This is a genomic window from Sphingobacterium siyangense, assembly GCF_023277505.1.
Taxonomy (GTDB): Bacteria; Bacteroidota; Bacteroidia; order Sphingobacteriales; family Sphingobacteriaceae; genus Sphingobacterium; species Sphingobacterium siyangense.
On sequence record NZ_CP080574.1, the window covers coordinates 2,122,180 to 2,141,433 of the forward strand.

Annotated in this window: 16 protein-coding genes; 7 read left to right on the forward strand and 9 right to left on the reverse strand. The window is 38.0% G+C overall.

The genetic code is table 11. The annotated features are described in order from the left end of the window. Window positions 1–58: 58 nt before the first annotated feature. From K2F45_RS08590 to K2F45_RS08600, 3 genes are all read right to left on the reverse strand, one after another. The gene (locus tag K2F45_RS08590) at window positions 59–1,960 is read right to left on the reverse strand and encodes a DUF3857 domain-containing protein (RefSeq protein ID WP_248933312.1); all 1,902 of its coding nucleotides are present in this window, start codon (window positions 1,958–1,960) and stop codon (window positions 59–61) included. After that, the gene (locus tag K2F45_RS08595; protein ID WP_248933313.1) at window positions 1,957–3,930 is read right to left on the reverse strand and encodes a transglutaminase domain-containing protein; all 1,974 of its coding nucleotides are present in this window, start codon (window positions 3,928–3,930) and stop codon (window positions 1,957–1,959) included. The genes K2F45_RS08590 and K2F45_RS08595 overlap by 4 nt, the downstream gene beginning before the upstream one ends. 65 nt (window positions 3,931–3,995) lie before the next feature. After that, window positions 3,996–4,370 (reverse strand): hypothetical protein, encoded by a 375-nt coding sequence (locus K2F45_RS08600; protein WP_075991781.1) that lies wholly within the window; start codon window positions 4,368–4,370, stop codon window positions 3,996–3,998. Window positions 4,371–4,849: 479 nt separating this feature from the next. Here K2F45_RS08600 and K2F45_RS08605 point away from each other — a divergent pair, with 479 nt between their 5' ends. Continuing rightward, entirely contained in the window at window positions 4,850–5,374 is a 525-nt protein-coding gene (locus K2F45_RS08605) for a hypothetical protein (RefSeq protein WP_248933314.1), read from the forward strand. Between the two features lie 103 nt (window positions 5,375–5,477). Beyond that, window positions 5,478–6,377: an OmpA/MotB family protein gene (locus tag K2F45_RS08610; protein ID WP_075994703.1), complete on the forward strand. Its 900-nt coding sequence runs from the start codon at window positions 5,478–5,480 to the stop codon at window positions 6,375–6,377. 53 nt (window positions 6,378–6,430) lie between these two features. On the opposite strand, the gene K2F45_RS08615 is transcribed toward K2F45_RS08610, so the two are convergent. The 3 genes from K2F45_RS08615 to K2F45_RS08625 all read right to left on the reverse strand — a co-directional run bounded on the left by K2F45_RS08615 (window position 6,431) and on the right by K2F45_RS08625 (window position 10,688). Next, entirely contained in the window at window positions 6,431–7,063 is a 633-nt protein-coding gene (locus K2F45_RS08615) for a gluconate 2-dehydrogenase subunit 3 family protein (protein ID WP_075991782.1), read from the reverse strand. A gap of 5 nt (window positions 7,064–7,068) precedes the next feature. Then, window positions 7,069–8,805, reverse strand: a complete 1,737-nt coding sequence (locus K2F45_RS08620; RefSeq protein WP_075991783.1) for a GMC family oxidoreductase — start codon at window positions 8,803–8,805, stop codon at window positions 7,069–7,071. A 287-nt stretch (window positions 8,806–9,092) separates the two neighbouring features. Beyond that, window positions 9,093–10,688 carry an ABC-F family ATP-binding cassette domain-containing protein gene (locus K2F45_RS08625; protein ID WP_248933315.1) on the reverse strand — a complete coding sequence of 532 codons (1,596 nt, stop codon included), beginning with the start codon at window positions 10,686–10,688 and terminating at the stop codon, window positions 9,093–9,095. A gap of 228 nt (window positions 10,689–10,916) precedes the next feature. Between K2F45_RS08625 and K2F45_RS08630 the strand changes: the two genes are divergently transcribed. Then, window positions 10,917–12,254 carry a sigma-54-dependent transcriptional regulator gene (locus tag K2F45_RS08630; RefSeq protein ID WP_075991785.1) on the forward strand — a complete coding sequence of 446 codons (1,338 nt, stop codon included), beginning with the start codon at window positions 10,917–10,919 and terminating at the stop codon, window positions 12,252–12,254. After that, complete coding sequence (locus K2F45_RS08635) at window positions 12,251–13,996, forward strand: sensor histidine kinase (RefSeq protein WP_248933316.1); 1,746 nt, start codon at window positions 12,251–12,253, stop codon at window positions 13,994–13,996. Before K2F45_RS08630 ends, K2F45_RS08635 begins: the two co-directional genes overlap by 4 nt. A gap of 99 nt (window positions 13,997–14,095) precedes the next feature. On the opposite strand, the gene yiaA is transcribed toward K2F45_RS08635, so the two are convergent. After that, a complete protein-coding gene (gene yiaA, locus K2F45_RS08640) occupies window positions 14,096–14,563 on the reverse strand; it encodes an inner membrane protein YiaA (RefSeq protein ID WP_046675653.1) in 468 nt (155 codons plus the stop codon). A gap of 141 nt (window positions 14,564–14,704) precedes the next feature. Here yiaA and K2F45_RS08645 point away from each other — a divergent pair, with 141 nt between their 5' ends. Further along, window positions 14,705–16,309: a hypothetical protein gene (locus tag K2F45_RS08645; RefSeq protein WP_248933317.1), complete on the forward strand. Its 1,605-nt coding sequence runs from the start codon at window positions 14,705–14,707 to the stop codon at window positions 16,307–16,309. Here K2F45_RS08645 and K2F45_RS08650 read toward each other — a convergent pair. Both K2F45_RS08650 and K2F45_RS08655 read right to left on the reverse strand, forming a co-directional pair. Next, the gene (locus K2F45_RS08650; protein WP_248933318.1) at window positions 16,224–16,847 is read right to left on the reverse strand and encodes a murein L,D-transpeptidase catalytic domain-containing protein; all 624 of its coding nucleotides are present in this window, start codon (window positions 16,845–16,847) and stop codon (window positions 16,224–16,226) included. The two genes, K2F45_RS08645 and K2F45_RS08650, sit on opposite strands and share 86 nt — an antisense overlap. A gap of 61 nt (window positions 16,848–16,908) precedes the next feature. Next, window positions 16,909–18,012: a DUF695 domain-containing protein gene (locus tag K2F45_RS08655; RefSeq protein WP_075991789.1), complete on the reverse strand. Its 1,104-nt coding sequence runs from the start codon at window positions 18,010–18,012 to the stop codon at window positions 16,909–16,911. Window positions 18,013–18,244: 232 nt separating this feature from the next. On the opposite strand from K2F45_RS08655, the gene K2F45_RS08660 reads away from it, so the two are divergent. Both K2F45_RS08660 and K2F45_RS08665 read left to right on the forward strand, forming a co-directional pair. Next, the gene (locus K2F45_RS08660; protein WP_088160876.1) at window positions 18,245–18,751 is read left to right on the forward strand and encodes a BON domain-containing protein; all 507 of its coding nucleotides are present in this window, start codon (window positions 18,245–18,247) and stop codon (window positions 18,749–18,751) included. A 12-nt stretch (window positions 18,752–18,763) separates the two neighbouring features. Beyond that, on the forward strand, window positions 18,764–19,183 hold the full coding sequence (locus K2F45_RS08665; protein ID WP_046675658.1) for an SH3 domain-containing protein: 420 nt from the start codon (window positions 18,764–18,766) through the stop codon (window positions 19,181–19,183). The last annotated feature ends 71 nt before the right edge of the window (window positions 19,184–19,254 follow it).

The window sequence follows — 19,254 nt, forward strand, 5'->3', positions numbered from 1 at the left end:
TAATTGCCTTATTTGATCGATTTTACTCATTCATATTCTGGTAAATATTTTCTTCCGACTAGAGAAAGCTGAGATTAAAGCGTCCCTTGTCGCAGCTGCTTACCTCATTATGAAATTGGAAAAAGTCTTCATAAGTATTGGCAGGATAGCTGCCTTCAAATAGTTCCAGTTTTCTGTAGGTGAATAGTTTATTGTCTTTTATTTCTGACCTAAATTCATACTTTCCAAATGGTTTCTCAATAATTTTCTTTTCAGGAGTTATGTTTTTGAGCATATTTTCCGGGAGGGCAATGCTAATGCTATCGATATCAGCGTAACCTCTTTCAATGAAAATATCTTCGGTTCTATTTCTACTTTCTGCAATATTGGAATGTGTGTTGAATAAATTAGGCTGGATCAAAAGTTTATTACCATTTTTCACAGCGTAGTTTTTGATAAAAATATTCAGGTTCTCCTCAATAAATGGATTTTCCTCCTTGTGTTCAATATAGTTTACCTGATTGAAATTGATATTGTCGATATTGTAATATTCTGTGAGAAGCTTATTCTTATCATTATTGCTGGCTAAAAGCACGTCCATATGGTTCTCGTATTGAGTTCCATAGAACTTGGTGTTTAGGGTGCCCTGAATGCTTCCGTCTTCCGAAAGTTTTAGGTCGGCATGGCGAAGTTGGAGGTTGGTCGAGTTAATGTATTTCGGTGTATGCATGATAACTCCACCATTTTCCGTGCAGGCGACAACATCTCGATCGTCGGTAAAGTCGCTAAGAAAGCCAAATGGAAGGTTTTGGCTGGTGCATTCCAGCCAGGTTGTATCGTTTTTAAATGGAATACATAAAATGACGTGATTTCCGTCCTGGGCATTTGCAAAGGTTTTGTGAAAACTTTCTTTGCGTCTGCCTGCTTCGACAATACAGTAATAGGAAGGGATATTGACGGCCGACAACATGCTTCGCATGTAATTCGCCAGTGCTTTACAATCACCGTAGCCCAAGCGGTCTACCTCAGAAGCCGGAAATGGTTCTAAGCCTCCAATGCCGATTTGAATACTGATGTAACGTGTGTTTTTTTGTAAATAATTGTATAGAATCTTTGCTTTGTCTTTATCTGAGCTGGCGTCTTTTGTTAATGCTATAAATTTTTGTTTAGACGCTTCCGTCAAATCTTCTTTTTTGTTCAACAGGCTATTGGATACCCATTGGCCAAATTCTTTCCAATCCCCGAAATTTCCAGTCTTACCATAATAAATAAAATTTTTGGGAACGATGAGTACATTTATTCTTTTCAGGTTAGGATTGGGGCTATAAGATTCATCCTTTTTTGCAGCGATCTGTTCAGTATTCCATGTCTTACTTTCAGTCTTGTCATTTTTCTCTTCTTTGATACTTCCTTTATAGTTCGTTGTTTCAATTCGGCATTCAGTGCCAATTGGTGCAATAAATTGAAAGCTGCTTTTCTCTACGGATACATTATTTGAGACCTCAGGAGTCCAAGATGGAATGATCAAGTTTTGTTTACTTCTAACTTCGTATTGGTATTCGACGGTATAGGGATAGCTGTGATAGTCAGGTACATATAATTTTACCCGAGAATCTGCAAACATCGTACTGTTGTCCACAGCGCTAATATCTTTGAAATCTTTCGTTGCAATTTTCTTTTGCAATATCCCCATTTCGTTATAGATGGCGCCCTTAAGGCTTTTGATTTCGCTAGATTTATTATAATAGACCGGAAGTGAAGCATAGCGGTCCCCATTTTTATTGTAAACTGTGATAGCACACGTTATGGTTGTGATGACCTGTTCGGGAGACTTCATTTCTACCACGGTTTTATCATTGCGTACAGTTGCTACTGCTCTGCTCTTTAATGCACTTGGAATATTGGCTACGTCGTAGTTATCTTGTCCAATTGCGAGGATCGGAAGCAGGATGTATAGTAAGTTGATGAATACGATTTTCATTTTTTACCGATTAATTTTATGTCTAGCTTTTGTTGTTGAATAATACGTGAATACAATTCTTTGAGTGAAAAATATTCATCGACCGAAAAGATGGGTTTGTTAAACGCGAGGCTCTGTAGTATTTCAAGTTGATTGCCATTGACCTGCGTTACATATCTATATTTTGCAGTTGACTCCGGGAGTGCTAACGATGCATTCTGAGGCTTCTCAGCAATTTCATAATGATCAGGAATGGTCAATTTAACGGAGTACAATGTTTTGGATTTAAAACCCATATCAACCGGATAAGTTCTTTCCTGTGCTTTAAATGGATTATAGGAAATCCTGTCAATAATATTGGGGGTCAATAATAATAGGTCTTGTCCCATCTGTTTGGTGACATCTACGATGACATCAAATTCCTCTATTAATAGCTGATCAATTTCTTCTAGGTTTTGGATACTCGATTTTGTTAAAGTTACATTGGGCATTTCTTCGTCCAGTTTTTCCCAGTATTCCTCCAAAGAATTGAATTTGGCGATATGTTGGCGTTTTAAAAAGGCTTTGTTACCCCTGCTACTTATGGTGAGTTTTCCCTTAATTTTAGCTTGTTCATCTAAAGCTCCCTCCAATAGATAGCTTACATCGGAAGATTCTTCTACTGTAAGCGGAAACCAGTCTGAGCTCTTTTTGGAGTAGATAATTCTTCCTCGTTCATTTAGACATTGTAAGGGCAGCTCTCCAAAAGGTAAGTATGAATTGGAGGCATCAAGTTTATATTTTACGCCATCTACGTCTACGCAAGCGATGACATAGTCGAAGTCAGATAATACGGGAAATAAGGCATTGGGAGTCCCATTCCGTCGTGTTGAAAGAATAATAGGGTAGGCCTCCAGATCTGCCGCTAATAGCGCGGTTACTAACGCTAAATTGATGTCGCCAATATTGCCGGTTCGTTTTTCCAAAGCTTTTTCAATGCCAGATTCAGCATATTTGCCTAAGTAGTTATTCCATTTTATTTGTTTGTTGATATAGTTATAGATCTTCTTTGCTTTTTCTAATTTGGTGTCAGTAGGAGATACAATCGTTGCTAAATTGGCTTTGAATAAGTCTGTTTTTTTTAATTGACCTCCAAAAGCCTTTTCATTCATGAGGTCTGTATCTACGTCTTTCCAGGTTTTGCTAAATGTCTTCTTGCTCCCTGTACTCGGATAAAAGATTGATTCAAGCTCATAATAGATCGCAGATTTGAAATTGGTTGGCGAAGTCATGTAGTCCTCTTCAACAAATGCCGGAATGTTCTTCATTGTATAGGTCAATTTTGAACAATCCATTCGCAGTCCATCCAGGAAAATATATTCTTTCAATGCTTCGGCTTTTTGATCGGTAAGCTTGTACGGACCACGTAAAACTACATTGTAGGCGAAAGAAGCAGGAATAATAGCGATATATTGGCTTTGTATTTTGGGAATATCATCTTGAAATTCCCATGTCTTGAAATTAAATAAATCCTGCTCTAGTGTCCGATAGGACACTTCAATAATAGAGCCTTCTTTAATATTTGGAAGGGTGAATTTATTAAGGTCCAGATAGGCCGAGTAATTTTCCCTGAAAACTTTCTTATTTTCAAGCTCCGTTTTCTCTATTCTGCCATTTTCTAAGTTATATGTAACAGCTTTGAGTTCGTCAAAATAGTCTCGTATATAACTTCCGCGTTTATACGAGGGAATTTCAAAATTAGCTTTTTTAAACCCTTCTTTGTTATTGATCCGGATAAGTACATGGTATTCATGTTGAAGTTTTATACGATTATCATAATCATCAACAAAAACAGAACTCCGTCCAAACTCATTGAGCACGATTGCATTGGCATTACTATCCAGGTCTGTTTTCGAGAAATCCGAAATAGAAACTTTACCAAAGTCAAAAGTTTGGGCTATACTATTTGTATAAATAGAAAATATTAAAAATAGCGTTAAAAACTGGCGCATAACTATAGGTGTAATAATTCACGAATATAAGTTTTTAGCCAAAATTAAACGATACTTCAGAATAATTATTTGTCTAGTTGCAAAAGATTATTAATAATTTCGGTGATGGTATCGATATCTTCACCATCTTCCAGCATAGAGAATGCAAGATAGGTGGCATAGATTTCAGGACTGAATTTTACGTGCTTATCAGCGATAAACCGATCGATCTGCTCTTCATTGCATTCAAAATGAATACTTTGTAGTTCGTTGAAAAGATTGGTTGAAATGGTCTGATGGTTTTCACCACAGGCAAATCCTGCAATAATATGGAATAGAAACTTATCGGTTATTTCGTCATCTTCCCTTTTGAACATCGCACGAATATGCTTATAATCGAATTTAGTTTTTGCGCTATTCACAATAGTGTCCCAAATCTGATATTCTGCTTTTGTCTCCATAGCTCGCTTTAAATTTATATTGGTATAACCAATATAGCAAAAATAATTTGATTTTTGGCAAGGATAATGAAACTTATTGGCCTACTCAAAGGAGCTACAATAAGCGGATTATCTGTAGGTATAAAATTCAGCAGATCGTCAGGTAAAGGACGGGGATGTCAATCATGATGAAGAACTTAGGCTTGTAATAAAGTGAAAACAATTTCGCCTAAGAAGCAGCCTAATATAACGCCAAATAGAATCGACAAAATCACTTTTAACCATACTGGGCTTGTTGCTAAAATTAGTTTCATGCCGCAAAATTGCTTTAAAAATATACTGGAATGAAGACTTTTCTCTTATTTAAAGCTAGCTGTGGCGATACAATGACATGAATTTTTGGCTTTGTGGTATGATAATTGAAAATTAATAGTTGAATTCGATTTTTTTAGTAATTTAAGTCGGAAAATGAAATTGTTGAAATAGCCTGATTTATAATTATGATAACACGAATAGTATTGACAATTGCTCTATTTACGATAACAAAAGTTGGACTTGGCCAACAGGTGAATATTGATAAAATTCGAAAAGAATATGCGGAGGCCGTGAAGGACGAAGATCTATGTGAACATAATTTGGAGGTGCTGACGGAAGGTGCCAAATCACCGACCGAGAAAGTATACCTGGCCGCTTATCAAATACTTCTAGCGAAACATATCGGCAATCCTTTTAAGAAAGTTGGGCAGTTCAAAGAGGGCAAAAAGCATTTGGAACAAGTGATTAAGGAAAATCCAAATCATATTGAAGCACGGTTTATACGTTGGAGCGTACAGGTGCATGCGCCTTCTTTTTTGGGATATAACAATAATATCCTTGAGGATAAAAATTTCCTTGTTAAAAATCTTTATAAATTACCCAATGAAGAGGCTAAATCAATTATTTATAATTATCTCAAAGGCGCAAATCCCTATCTTAAAGGTGGGCAAGTATTTAGCGCTACAGAGCTGAAGGAGCTAGCCCAATAGGACGTTAAAGGTTGTTAATTTGACAAGACTGTGGGGTATTTTGGCTAGAATATTGCGTATCTTGTTCTATGAATTAATTCAACATCTACAAAAAGAGTATATCATGAAGAATTTAGTTTTTCCAATGACTGTATTAACGGCCAGTTTGTTTGTTATCGGATGTGGTGTCAGCAAAAAGCAATATGCTGGTTTACAGTCCGACTATAGTAAATTACAAACGGAGCACAGTCAATTGACCAAACAATATCAGGATGGACAGCTTCAATTGGCTGAAGGTCGGACACGGATCAAGAGTTTAGAAGATCAGTTGGCCTCCGAACGACAAAATAATGCGGATCTCCGATCGGCTTATGCTGCTTTGCAGAAATCGCTAGATAACAGTATTAATCAGAATTCACAGGGAAATATTAATATTTCCAAGTTGGTTGATGAAATTAACGCTTCAAATAAATATATTAAGCATCTCGTTGAGACGAAAAACAAATCCGATTCCTTGAATCTGGTATTGACCAATAATTTGACAAGATCGCTTAGCCGTGAGGAATTGCAGGAAGTTGATGTACAGGTATTAAAAGGGGTAGTTTATATCTCACTTGCTGATAATATGCTTTACAAATCCGGTAGCTATGAAATTAATGATAGAGCCGATCAGACATTAAGTAAAATTGCGAAAATTATCCAGGATTACAGAGATTATGAGGTATTGATTGAAGGTAATACCGATACCGATCCAATTTCTAAACCTAATATTCGGAATAACTGGGATTTAAGTACCTTACGGGCTTCTTCTGTGGTGCAGGCTTTACAAAATAAATATGGTGTGGATCCTAAACGCTTAACTGCAGGTGGTAGGGGAGAATATAATCCAATTGCAGATAATACGACCGCGCTAGGTAAGCAACGGAATAGAAGAACGCAGATTATTATCACCCCTAAATTGGATCAATTTATGGAGTTGATTGATAAGGCTCCGGAGGCTACTGAGGTACCATCGGCACAATAGATTTTAATGAGGTAAATAAAAAATCCTTTCCGTTTTCGGAAAGGATTTTTTTATTATCCAAAGAATTTAGTCGGGTCAAAACCGTGCTCTTTCAACACATCATCTGGTACACCATTCCAGACTCCAGGTTTATTTCCGGCATAGCCGATATCTTTCACACCCATTTCACTCGTGTAAAACCCTGAGGAAGTCAGATTGCGCATCAATGAAAAGAAGGCGGCACCTTGTTTCATTTCCGGTTTTGCCAAATCAGGGTAGGCAATATCATCTACCAATGCAAGTTGATCTTTTGTGCCGCATTTGATAAATACTGTTCCGTAACGCTTTTTGGACTGGAGGTCGAGCCAACGAAGTCCGCCGCGCATAGGGATTTTATTATCAGGCAAATCTTTTACGATAAATTCGATGAAATCGGGCACTCCCGCTTCCGAAGCACTTCCTGAAATGTTATCCTTAGGAATAATAATATCTGCCAAAACAGTGATTGTAGCCATTTCATGTTCGTCAAAAAACTTTTCGGCATATAATTGTTCCGTGCGTTCGTACTCAAAATCCTGGACTCCAGGTAATTTTTTGCTATTGTCTGCTACTGCATTTTTAGCATCTTTTGAATTGCAAGCTGCGGTTAAAAGACCAGATCCAGCTGCAATTAATCCTAATGCTCTTAATGATTCTCTTCTATTCATGGCTTTTAACCGTTTAATTTTTTCTTTTCTTGAAGGATATATTCTGCTGTCCGCATTGATAAGGCGAGTATTGTCCAGGTCAGATTTTTGTCACCTTGTTGTACAAATGGTCCCGCATCCACGACGTAGAGATTTTTACAATCGTGCGCTTGTCCCCATTTGTTCAAAACAGAGGTTTTAGGGTCATTTCCCATTCTTGTGGTACCACCTTCATGAATAATTTTTCCGGGAGCTTCCAGTCCATACAATGTATCTGCTCCTGGTATTTTAGAAGTAATTACAGCGCCCATTTCGTGCATAATAGACTGAAATGTCTCTTGCATATGTTTGGCTTGTGCTATTTCTTCATTAGCCCATTTGTAGTTGAAACGTAGCACAGGAATTCCAAATTTGTCGACTTTATCGGGATCAATTTCACAGTAATTGTCTTTTCTTGCCAATGCCGTTCCCCGGCCTGCCATACCTACATTTGCACCATAATAGCTACGGAAATCTTCTTTTAATGCAGTACCATAACCGCCTTTGGCTTTTGACTTCCCATCCGAATTTTTCGCAAGGTCATTAACTTTCGGTACCCAATTCAAAAATCCATAAGAGGGCATATGTAAACCACCACCATATTCGATGTGGTAACCTCTTGGGAAATTCAACTTGGCATTATCTTCCCACCATGGTGAATAAATATGGACACTTCCAACACCATCCTCATTATAACGCTTCCGGTCAAGTAATTGTGGTAAAAAGCCCGATAAACTGGCCCCTGTAGAATCGTGGAGATATTTTCCGACTAAGCCGCTGCTATTACCGACACCCCCAGGATGCGATTTTGATTTGGAATTTAACATGATCCGCGCGCTTTCACAGGCACTAGCACCCAAAATAACGGTTTTCCCTTTAACGGTATATTCCTGCAAATCCTTGGTGTTTACATAAGAAACACCAATTGCAATTCCTTCATCATTTGTAATGACTTCTCTTACCATTGCATTGTCTATTACCTTTAGGTTACCTGTTTTCATCGCTGGAATAACCAGACAAGAAGAAGAAGAAAAGTCCCCATAAACTTTACATGCACGACCACATTGGCCACAGTAGAAACAGGTACCTCGATCTTTAATATCTTTTGATACTTCGGTTAGCACGGCTCCTCTTCCGGGAATCACTGGAACTCCAGCTTTTTTTGCACCTTTTGCAATATATAATTCGTTTAAGCGTGGCTTAGGTGGTTTCATAAAAATACCATCGGGTTCGTTATGAATACCTTCTGCCGTGCCATATATTCCGATCATTCGATCTACACGGTCATAAAATGGCTTAACTTCTTCATAAGTGATAGGCCATTCGTCTGTTACTCCATCCTTTGGCTTGAAATCGTCAGGTCCCATGCGCAATGAAATTCGACCCCAGTGGTTGGTTCTGCCGCCCAGCATACGTGCTCTAAACCATTCAAATTCAGTTCCCGCTACCTTGCTGTAGGGTTCACCTTCGATTTGCCAGCCACCGAAGGCGGCGTCAAAATCCCCGAATGGTCTTGTGGTACCGGCACCTCTTCTTGGAGATTCCCAAGGCCAGCGTAGTTGTAACGAATCTTTTGCTGGGTCATAAAAAGGACCTGCTTCCAGCATCAATACTTTAAGCCCCGCATGTGCAAGTATATAACCTGCCATACCACCACCTGCGCCGGAACCAACTACGATGGCGTCAAATAATTCGGGATTTTCTTTAATTTGATAATCTGACATAATTAAATGAAGTAATTAATTGAGAGGCCTGTGCGATACATCTGCCCTAAGGCTGCTATGTAAATGAGAAGGTTCAATTAATTTAATGGTTATTGTTTCATGTTTAAAATCATCGTGAATATATCGATAAAAATTCTTTTTTTTTAATTTAATTTATCGATTTAGCAGATTTTAAATAAAGAATATGGGATTGTTACAAAAAATACCGTGTTTTATTAAAATTTTATGGAGGGCAGTCATTGAATACTGCGTTTATTCCGTTGCAACGAAATAAACGCAGTTGTCATTTACAGGTCTTTTAGTTTGATGACTTTGTTGATATGGATTTCCTGTAGAAAGACCGCATCATGTGAAATGACGAGTAGCGTACCTTTATAAAGCTGAATCGCTCTGGTTAGAATCCGGATATTTTGAAGATCTAAATTGTTTGTTGGTTCATCAAGAATAATTAAATCTGGAGACTGTTGATGAATGGTGAGGCAACATAATATCAGACGCATTTTTTCACCACCACTCAATAGTTGGCAGGGCTTGTCCCAATCGTCTTTTCCAAATAAGAACCGATTAAGCCTAATTTTGATCTCATGTTCAGGTAGTGCGTCGCTATTAAATTGCTGGGCCTGCTCATAAATACTTAGATGCGAAGACAAAATGGAGTATGTTTGATCTAAATAGATCGAACGAAATGATTGACGTTCAATTTTTCCTTGTACAGGTGTCAATTGGCCGAGTAGAAGTCTGACCAATGTCGTTTTACCAGATCCATTCTGTCCTTGTAGTGCGATACGATCTCCACTGAATAATTGAAAGTTGATATTAGCTGGCCAGAGCCCTTGCGAGTTATACTTGAAATTGACATTTTCGACTTTGACCATACTCTTTCCGGTTGGAAAGGCACTGTTTCCTAAATCTATTTTAATCTCATCCAGTGCAGATTGCGAACCTCGGAGTTCCTGTAGATCGGATTTGATATCTCCAATTTTGTCCTGATGCACACTTTTTATTTTGGCGGTACTTTTTTCAGCATTGTTGCGCAGTGTATTCATCATGATGCGCGCTACACCTGCCTTTTCCTGTTTTTTTTGACCGCGGTTGTTTAATCTATTTTGGCGTTCGATTGTTTCTCTTTCTTTCTCCTTTGCAATTTTGATCGCCCTTTCCTTGTGATGAATATCTTGTTGTAACGCATGGCGCTCGGTCTCTTTTTGAGTTTCGTAAAAGGCATAATTTCCCCCATACCGCTTGATACCTTTTGGGGTCATTTCGGCCATGTCATCCAATAAATTAAGTAAGGTTCTATCGTGGCTAACAATAATCACTGTGTTTTTGCTTGATTGAATCCAATCGTATAGTAGTGTTTTGCTATCCATATCCAAATGGTTGCTGGGTTCATCAAGAAGAATAAGTTCGGCTCGGTGAATGTGGATTCCGGCCAATAAGACTTTTGTTTTTTGTCCACCACTAAGGGACGACATCTTCTGTGTCAACTGGATATCGGGCAGATCCCATTGCTCGAAAGCTTCTTGGCTGCGTTCCTCCAAGGTCCAATCATCTTGAAGTCTATTGAAATTTTCTTCAGACGCATCGCCAGCTAATATGGCGTGGAGTGCATTTAATTTTTCGGCAATGCCAAGTGCTTCGGCGACTGTCTTATCCTCAAATTGTCCCACAACTTGAGGGACATAATAGGTGCTGGTACTGACTTGTACGCTGCCACTGGAAGGTGATAGTTCTTTGGCAATCAGTCGCAATAAAGTTGATTTACCAACACCATTGTGGCCGATGAGCGCTATTTTCTCTTGCGCATTGATGTGTAGATTTATGTTCCCAAACAATAAATCTTTATTCGGATGTATATAAGAAAGTTGTTGTAATGAAAGCATGTTGAAATTCTTTAAATGTTAGAAAAGACCATTTGGACAGGTATTGTCAATGGATGGTATTTATTTCGTTCTAAAGAATTTTAATCTTACATGCAGTTTTAAGGATGTTGAGAGAAGCAAATATAGTGTTTTTATTTTGATGACGGGAAAGTTTTTGAGGAATAGTCAAATTGTTTATTTTTCTACTATTTGCTTCGGACAAATTGTACTTTTGAAAAAACGAATATTGTGAATAGAGTTCTCCTTATAGATGACGAAGAGAAACTTCGGAAATTGATGGCCAAAATTATTAGCCTGGAAGGTTTTGATGTGATTGAAGCTGCTGATATTAAATCGGGGTTGAAAAAGCTTGAAGTCAGTGATGTAGACGTTGTACTTTGTGATGTCAAACTGCCTGACGGTAATGGGGTAGAAACGGCCAAATTAATTAAAGAACGGTATCCAATTGTAGAGATTATTCTATTGACAGCATACGGGAATATCCCGGACGGTGTTCGGGCGATAAAAAATGGTGCTTTTGAATATATTACCAAAGGAGATGATAATAATCGCATTATACCCCTACTTTATAAAGCCAGTGAAAAGGTTGCATTGGCAAGAAGGGTACAACAGTTAGAAAAGCGATTAGGAGATAAACTTTCTTTCGATAAAATTATTGGAAAATCTAATGCAATAAAGGCTGCCATTGGCATGGCACAAAAAGTTGCCGTTACAAATACAACGGTCTTGCTAACAGGCGAGACTGGTACCGGTAAGGAGGTTTTTGCACAGGCAATCCATCAGGCGAGTTCCAGGAGAGCGCGTAGTTTTGTGGCCATTAACTGTGCCGCATTTACAAAAGATCTGCTGGAAAACGAGCTGTTTGGTCATAAATCCGGTGCCTTTACCGGTGCTACTAAAGATCAGCGGGGTTTGTTTGAAGAGGCACATTTGGGGACTATTTTTCTGGATGAAGTCGGGGAGATGGCCGTGGAACTTCAGGCCAAAATTCTTCGCGTTTTGGAAACCGGCGAGTTTTTAAAAGTTGGGGACTCCAAACCAACGAAAGTGGATGTACGTATCATAGCCGCGACCAACAGAAATCTCGAAACCGAAATTGCATCTGACCATTTCAGGAGTGATCTATTTTATAGGTTGTCTGTTTTCACGATTGAATTGCCCCCACTGCGTGAGCGTATTGAAGATATAGCAACTTTGGCACAATACTACGCAGATATTTTTGCTTTAAAATCCAACTTGAAACCTTTGCGGATGACCCCTGAGTTTGTGCAGGCATTGGAAAATAACCTATGGCGGGGAAATATCCGTGAACTGAAGAATGTGATTGAACGCAGTGTGATTTTGAGTGAGGGTGGCATATTAGGTGTTGAGGGCCTTCCTTTTGGTGAACGTGAGTATAGAGAAGGGGCAAGCGTCTTATCAAACTTTTCAATGTCCAATATGGAGAGGCAACATATACAACGTGTATTGAAACATACGAATGGAAATAAAGCTGAAGCTGCTCGATTGTTAGAAATCGGCATAGCTACCTTGTATCGAAAAATTGAAGAATATAAAATCCAATGAAACTTAAAGCAAAGCTGACATTTGGGGTAGGATTTTTATTTTTTATGATCTTACTGCTTGCAATAGTGAGTGGGTATTATGTTTATCGATTAAAAAAAGATACCAATAATATTTTAGTCGACAATTATAATACGCTGCATTATTCCAGAAATATGCTGTTGGCCTTGGAAGATCTTCATAAGAATGGGAAGAGCATGGCGCTATTTGAACATAATTTGAGCCTCCAAAAGCGCAATGTAACTGAGCCTGGAGAACGGGCGGTGACCGAACGTGTAGATCATCACTTTTTGAGTTTAAAGAAAAAGGTGAAAGATACCACAATTGCTGCTGACTTACACAAAGATATATTTCAGCTAATGTATCTTAATATGCAGGCAATTGAAAACAAAAATAATATCGCCAATGCAACAGCTGAAAAAGCTATTTTGGCGATCTCCATTGTGGGTGCGATCTGTTTTATGATTGCGTTTGTATTACTTGTCAATCTCCCCCTAGCGATTGCTGGTCCAATTGTACAATTAACCGATAGTATTAAACAGATTGCTGCTGGGAATTATAAAAGGAGACTTCATTTTAAGCGGAAGGATGAATTTGGAGAAGTGGCGCAATCGTTCAATACAATGGCTCAAAAACTCGAGGAATATACGGAAAGTAAATTGGGTAAGATCTTGCAGCATAAAAAGAGAATTGAAGCGCTTATTGATAATATGCATGATGCCGTTATAGGGACAGATGAGGAAAAAAGAGTGCTCTTTGCAAATGAACCCGCTTGTTTGCTCTCGGGGTTAAAACACGCAGAATTTGAAGGGCAAAAATTAGTGGAAATAGCTTCTTCCAATGATTTGATTCGTAAGCTTCTCGATAGGATCAACGCTTTAAACCAGCAATCCGAGCATCTTGGTTTGGTTCAGATCTTTGCCTATGGAAAAGATAACTACTTTGAACTGGAGGTTATCGACATTAATGTTGTACCAACGGGAGAGGAGAGTTCGCAGTTTATTGGACAATTTATTTTGTTGAAGAACGTGACAAGTTTTAAGGAACGTGATGTCGCAAAAACAAATTTTATTGGAACGGTATCTCATGAACTGAAGACACCAATCGCATCAATACGCATGGGGATCCAATTGCTCGAGAATAAGCGGATTGGAGAGTTGAATGAAGAACAAAAAGACTTGCTTGAAGGAATTGCTGATGATACAGAGCGGCTTCTGAAAATTACGGGAGAACTTTTGGATATTGCACAAGTGGAGAGCGGTACCATTCAGATGAAGCTGAATCCGGCGACAATCGGACCGATTATAGATTATGCCCTTTTAGCCAATCGTTCAATGCTTGACCAAAAGAAAATCCAACTACAGGTTGAACTGGAAGAGGAACTGCCGATGGTTTTTATTGATAACGAGAAGACCGCATGGGTATTGACGAATCTACTGTCCAATGCAATTCGTTATTCCGATGAAGGGGGGGGGATTTGTCTTGCTGTCAAAAGAATGGGCGCCAGGGTGCTTTTGCGTGTTGAAGATCAGGGACAAGGAATCCCGGTACAATATTTAGCGAAGATTTTTGATCGGTATTTCCGTGTTCCAGGGGATACAAAGGAAGGAACAGGCTTGGGGTTAAGCATAAGCAAGGAATTTATCGAAAGCATGGGGGGAGAGATTGATGTGCAAAGTGTTTTTGGTACTGGAAGTGCATTTTTCGTTTACCTTCCTATTGCACCACCTAAACAATCCACTTAAAAAAAGGAAGAGCACCATGAAAAGCTCTTCCTTTTTTGCTTTACGAGAGATTGAAAGATCCTGCAGCTTGCTACGCAGAGGCTGCAGGATCGGCACCCGCTAAAGTTTTATTTCATTGTCATCGATAAGTTTTGCATCACGTGTATTTTTTTGTACTGCGATAGCTGAAAAAATACTCAATGAGAAGGACATTGCATAGAATCCTTTTTCACTTAACAGCAGATCCGCGTTCCATAGTCCTACAGTTAATAGCACGACGGCAGCAATTGTTGCAAACCAGCTTAAACCATAGTACAATTCGGTAACAGCTAGTCCTTCTGCTTTATCTCTTACACTTTTTTGAACAGAGATAACCGCAAATAGCGCAAATAGTAAAATTGTAAAATAATACCCTTTTTCATTTAATGCCATTGTTGCATTCCATAAGCCTACACAATAGCCTACGGTACCAACCAATAACGCAGTCCATGAGGCTCCAATAAATGCTCCTGTTGGTTTAAATGGGTTTCTTTTGTCTAAATTTCTTTCAGCCTTTTTTTCTTCAATCATGTTTTTTAGCGGTTCCATAATTTTCTTGTTTTAGTTTTAATTTGTTGTTGTTTTATGATTCAAATATCGATAGGAACTAATTATTTTAAAACTTGAATTTATAATAATACTGACGATATAATTTTGTTTAATATATTTGTTTAATTCTAAATTTAAGCTATGGCGGACGCGATATCGGATCTACTATTATTATTGAATAAAGATGATATTAGGGATTTTAAAACCTTTTTGAAACAAAAGAATAAGCGAAATGATGTGAAAAATATCAAGTTACTTGAGATTATAGAAACTGATGATATAAATAAGCTAAAAAAGTTATATGATCCCATTAAAAACCGGGATGCTTATCACGCATTGAGGAAAAGGCTTCATGATAGTCTTTTGTTTTTTCTTTCAAATAAGGTTTTTGAACGAGACAACAGTGAAGCCCACGAAGCGTTGAGATTATTTGTTGTGGGTCGTTTTCTATTGGAAAGTCAGTTCATTAAGATTGGATTCAAATGCCTTCAACGGGCTGAGGACAAGGCTCTTGTTCTGGATCAGTTTAGTTTGCTGAACGAAATCTTGCAAATCAGACTACAATATGCACATTTAGATTTGAATGTCAATTTGGAATTGCTTATCGATCGTTTTACCGAAAATCAGCAAAAACTGCAGCAAGAAGCAAAATTTCAGATTGCTTATGCGCTATTGCGCTCAGCATTGCAGGATATTCATTTGAAAGCAAAAATAATTGATATCAATAAGTTGATTTTGAGTGTGCTGAGTAAATACAGTATTTCTTTGGATGATCTCTTATCATTTAAATCACTCTATCAACTTCTGTATATTGCAAATGAGTATGCCGCAATACATCAAAACTATACACTGGTTCGTTCTTTTTTAAAAACAGCAGATAATTTTTTGATGAAGTACGATGAACAATCAGCGCATCAGCTATTTTACTATCTTCATATTTTGTATTATCTGGCCAATTTTAATTTGAGGAACGGATTCTTTAATGAGAGCATCGGGTATTTAGAACGCTTGAATGAAGTTTTATCTCAAGGAAATACGGTTTTTCGAGTCCAGTTTCAGCTGCGGTGCCATTTGTTGATGGCATTGAATTTCCATTACCTTGGCGATGGAGTAAAAGGTCTTTCCGTGTTAAGGGCAGGGATTAAACAAGCCTCACCAAAATCAAGTGAGGTTGATCTTGCGGATCTACAGTTGTGTTTGGTGATGTTTTTAACGCAATTTGAAGATAAAACAGCATTGATTGAACTTCGACAGTTGATTCGAACAGATGCTTGGTACGAGAAGAAAATGGGCATGTTGTGGACGATTCGGAAGAGTCTGCTTGAAATTCTGATCCATATTCAATTCGATCACATCGATTTGGCAACCTTGAAATTAAAAAGCTTTGTCGGTAGGTATAAAAAATACTTGCTGAATGTCAAGGAAAACAGAGTGATTGATTTTGCCAAATTGGTAGAGAAATATCTTTTAAATCCAGCAGTTATTCAAGGGAAATCCTTTCGGGCAGCTGTTCAAACTATGGCGGAGGACAAAGAAAATAAAGATTTATTTATTATGGGATTTATTGCTTGGTTGAAAGCTCTTAGTGTATCTCAAAGTCCGTATCAGGTTTTATTGAATTTGATCAAAGAAGATAGCCGGCGATCAATAATGAAGGTGATCAATAATAAATATGTAAGACGATTTGTTTCTTTGAAGAGTCAATCAAGTTCTGTAGTCTTTTGTAGAATTCGACGTTTACCATAGGACAGCCTTCACTGAGACATACTGGATCTACTTGTTCATCGTAAGGCATGCGGTCATATTTGTGTAGAACGATGTTTCTAGCATATGCATTGCTATTGGAGCTATCTAAGCCATATAATTTATATGCTTTTCCAAATTTACCGTTATACGAGCTGCCGATAGCGTAACTACCTAGCGATGTCGCATGAGAGTTATCCGTATTACTAAATTGCAAAAGATTCTTTTTTCCGGTTTCGGAGCCGGATCCATGTGCCACTAGCCCTTGATCTAGAATCCGATCTGTTTTTAGATCTACGACAAAAAAACGATTTCTTCCCGATGGTCTTTTCATATCCAAGAGAAAGGATATGTCACTATTATACTTTTTGTTGTTTATGATGCGTTTTTTTACGTTCTTTATTGCCATCGTATAGCGAAAGGCGTCTGAAGGAGTATTTTCTTCCTTATCAACAACGGCTAAAAGCGTGTTTTTTTGAATGGTTTTGTATGTGATAAGGCCAATTCCAAGGATAATAACCAAAAGAATGATTTTATTCATGTAAATAAAGCATATTTTATAAAGTACTTTTATTGAAACTTATGTCTGCTGTTCGAGAGACCTATTCTATTTGTTTATAAAATCGTTCGAAGGTTTTCCAGTATTTATCTTTGTAGATGCTATAATCAATTTGGAGATTGTCCCTGTATTCTTCGATTAATCGATCAATCGTGCGTGAGGCTTTTCGGAATTCTGTACAAGCCAAGTAAATTTCCCTGAGGTTATCGGCAGTTTCTCTTCCGATATTAAGAAATCCAATATCATTTGGAAGACTGTCCATTAATTCTTCTTCAAATTTATCCATTAAATCGTAAGTCTCCTGATCGGGCATGCCATTGGTTGCTGTTCCGTCATAATTAATCTTTAATGTAACTATCCAAGGGTGAGAAGCTTTTCCGTCCCAGTCTAATAACGTCGTATTGATGATAGCAAAGATAGGTAAGTCGTTCTCCAGGATACCCTCAAAAGCAGTGTATGTGTCATCTGCGGCCCGGTGCCTAACGTCGGTATATTTTTCCACAAATTCCTTTTCCCGCCAGATCAAATAGTCTTTTAATTTAAGTAGAGGAATAAGCTCTTCTGTTGCAAGCTCTTTTGAGGTTACATTCAAGTTATCTATGGCTATGATCGAGTTCAATTCACCAATGTAATTGTCGAGAAATATTTCTATCCCATGGGAAATATTGGCTTTGTTCTCTTCCGTAAAATCGGGGTGAACAATAACAATATCGACTTCATCCGGATGGTATTTATGTTGAATGGGGTAAAAAAACATATCCTTGATGTCAAAAGTGAATCCATACATCGTGATTTTGAATTTTTCCATATCCGCAATAGCGGGTTTTAATGCAGTAAATTTCCAATGCGCTAATGCTGGAGCAGAAGCAATCAGATGCTCCACGAACGCAACGTTTTTGATGACACCATCTGGGGTAACTACAAGTTCTGCAGTGTCATCATCGTACATTCCCGTTAAGAAATAAAGTTCCTTGCGAAGAGCATCGATCTTCGGCGAAAGTTTGCTGAAAAAATTCTGATCAATTTGTTCTCCAGTCTTGACGATTTGAAAAAATGCGTGTTCGTTTTTTGTAAACCAATCCCAAAAATCCGCTATACTGTCCTTTTTATTTTCTTTTTTACCAAAAATATTGTTCAAAAATCCCATAATTAATAGCTGTTTGATTGAATCATCAAAGTGCGTATCTGTTACTTAAAGCGTTTTTATAACCACAGAGGATTAAATGATCCGAATGAAACAATCATGAATACCTCTGTTCCTAAATTTAATTATATAATTATAATCCGGCAAGGGAATTTAAGTTTAAAAATAATTGGACAAACAATTGCGTATGGAGTTTGTTAGGATTATTGTTGAATTATAAATTAAAATTGGTCTTATGAAATTTAGCAAATTAACATTTTGTCTATTGGCAACTACAGTTGTGCTTTCCTTTACGGCTTGCAAATCAGGCTTATCTGATGAGAAGTTGGAAGAAAAGATCGAAAATGCACTTACCGGTCGTAAAACCGTGGACGTCGACGTTAAAAAAGGGGAAGTTATCTTAAGTGGCACGGTTGCTTCCGAAGAAGAAAAGCAACAAGTGGAGTCTATTGCTAAAACAGCAGGCGATAAGGACATCAAGTCTATTCAAAACAATATTATCGTTAGCGCCCCAGTGTCGTCGACTCCAGCTCCTATTGAGGTATCCAATAATGATGCGGTGCTTGGAGCAGCAGTGAATACGTTTATGAAGGATTTTCCTACGGTACAGGCAAGTGTAAAGGATGGTGTGATCGCTGTTACAGGTACTTTGGAGCAGCCTAAGATAATCACCTTAAAACAAGGTTTGGATAACTTAAATCCAAAAAAAGTGGATCTAAGCGGTATTGTTGTCAAAAAATAAAATAGTGAAATTATGTCATTGCAGGAAAAATATAAGGTTCTTTTAGATACGGCACAATCTTCAGGTGTAAATGACCTGAACTACGCCGAAATGGATGGAGTATTGCAAATTCGTGGTACAGCACCAACAGCAGATGTGAAAAATAAGCTCTGGGAAATCTACGGTAATATAGATCCTAATTTCCAAACCGGAGATGTGGTGTTAAATGTAGATGTGGCTACGGAAGTGCCCGGAAGCCAGGTGAAAGTTATAACAGAAAATAGCAATTTGAACATTAGAAAAGGCCCTGGTACAGACCAGCCTATCGTCGGAAAAGCAGCTAAAGGAGAAATCATCACATTGATTAGTAAGGCTAATGATCAATGGTGGTTGGTCAGAACCAAAGATAATGAAGAAGGGTATTGTTATGCACAATATTTAGAGTCTGTTTAGTTCTCGAATGTTCTCGCATGATGGGTACAAGTACCAATTGGCTTTGAAAAAAGGGGAGTTATGCATAAATA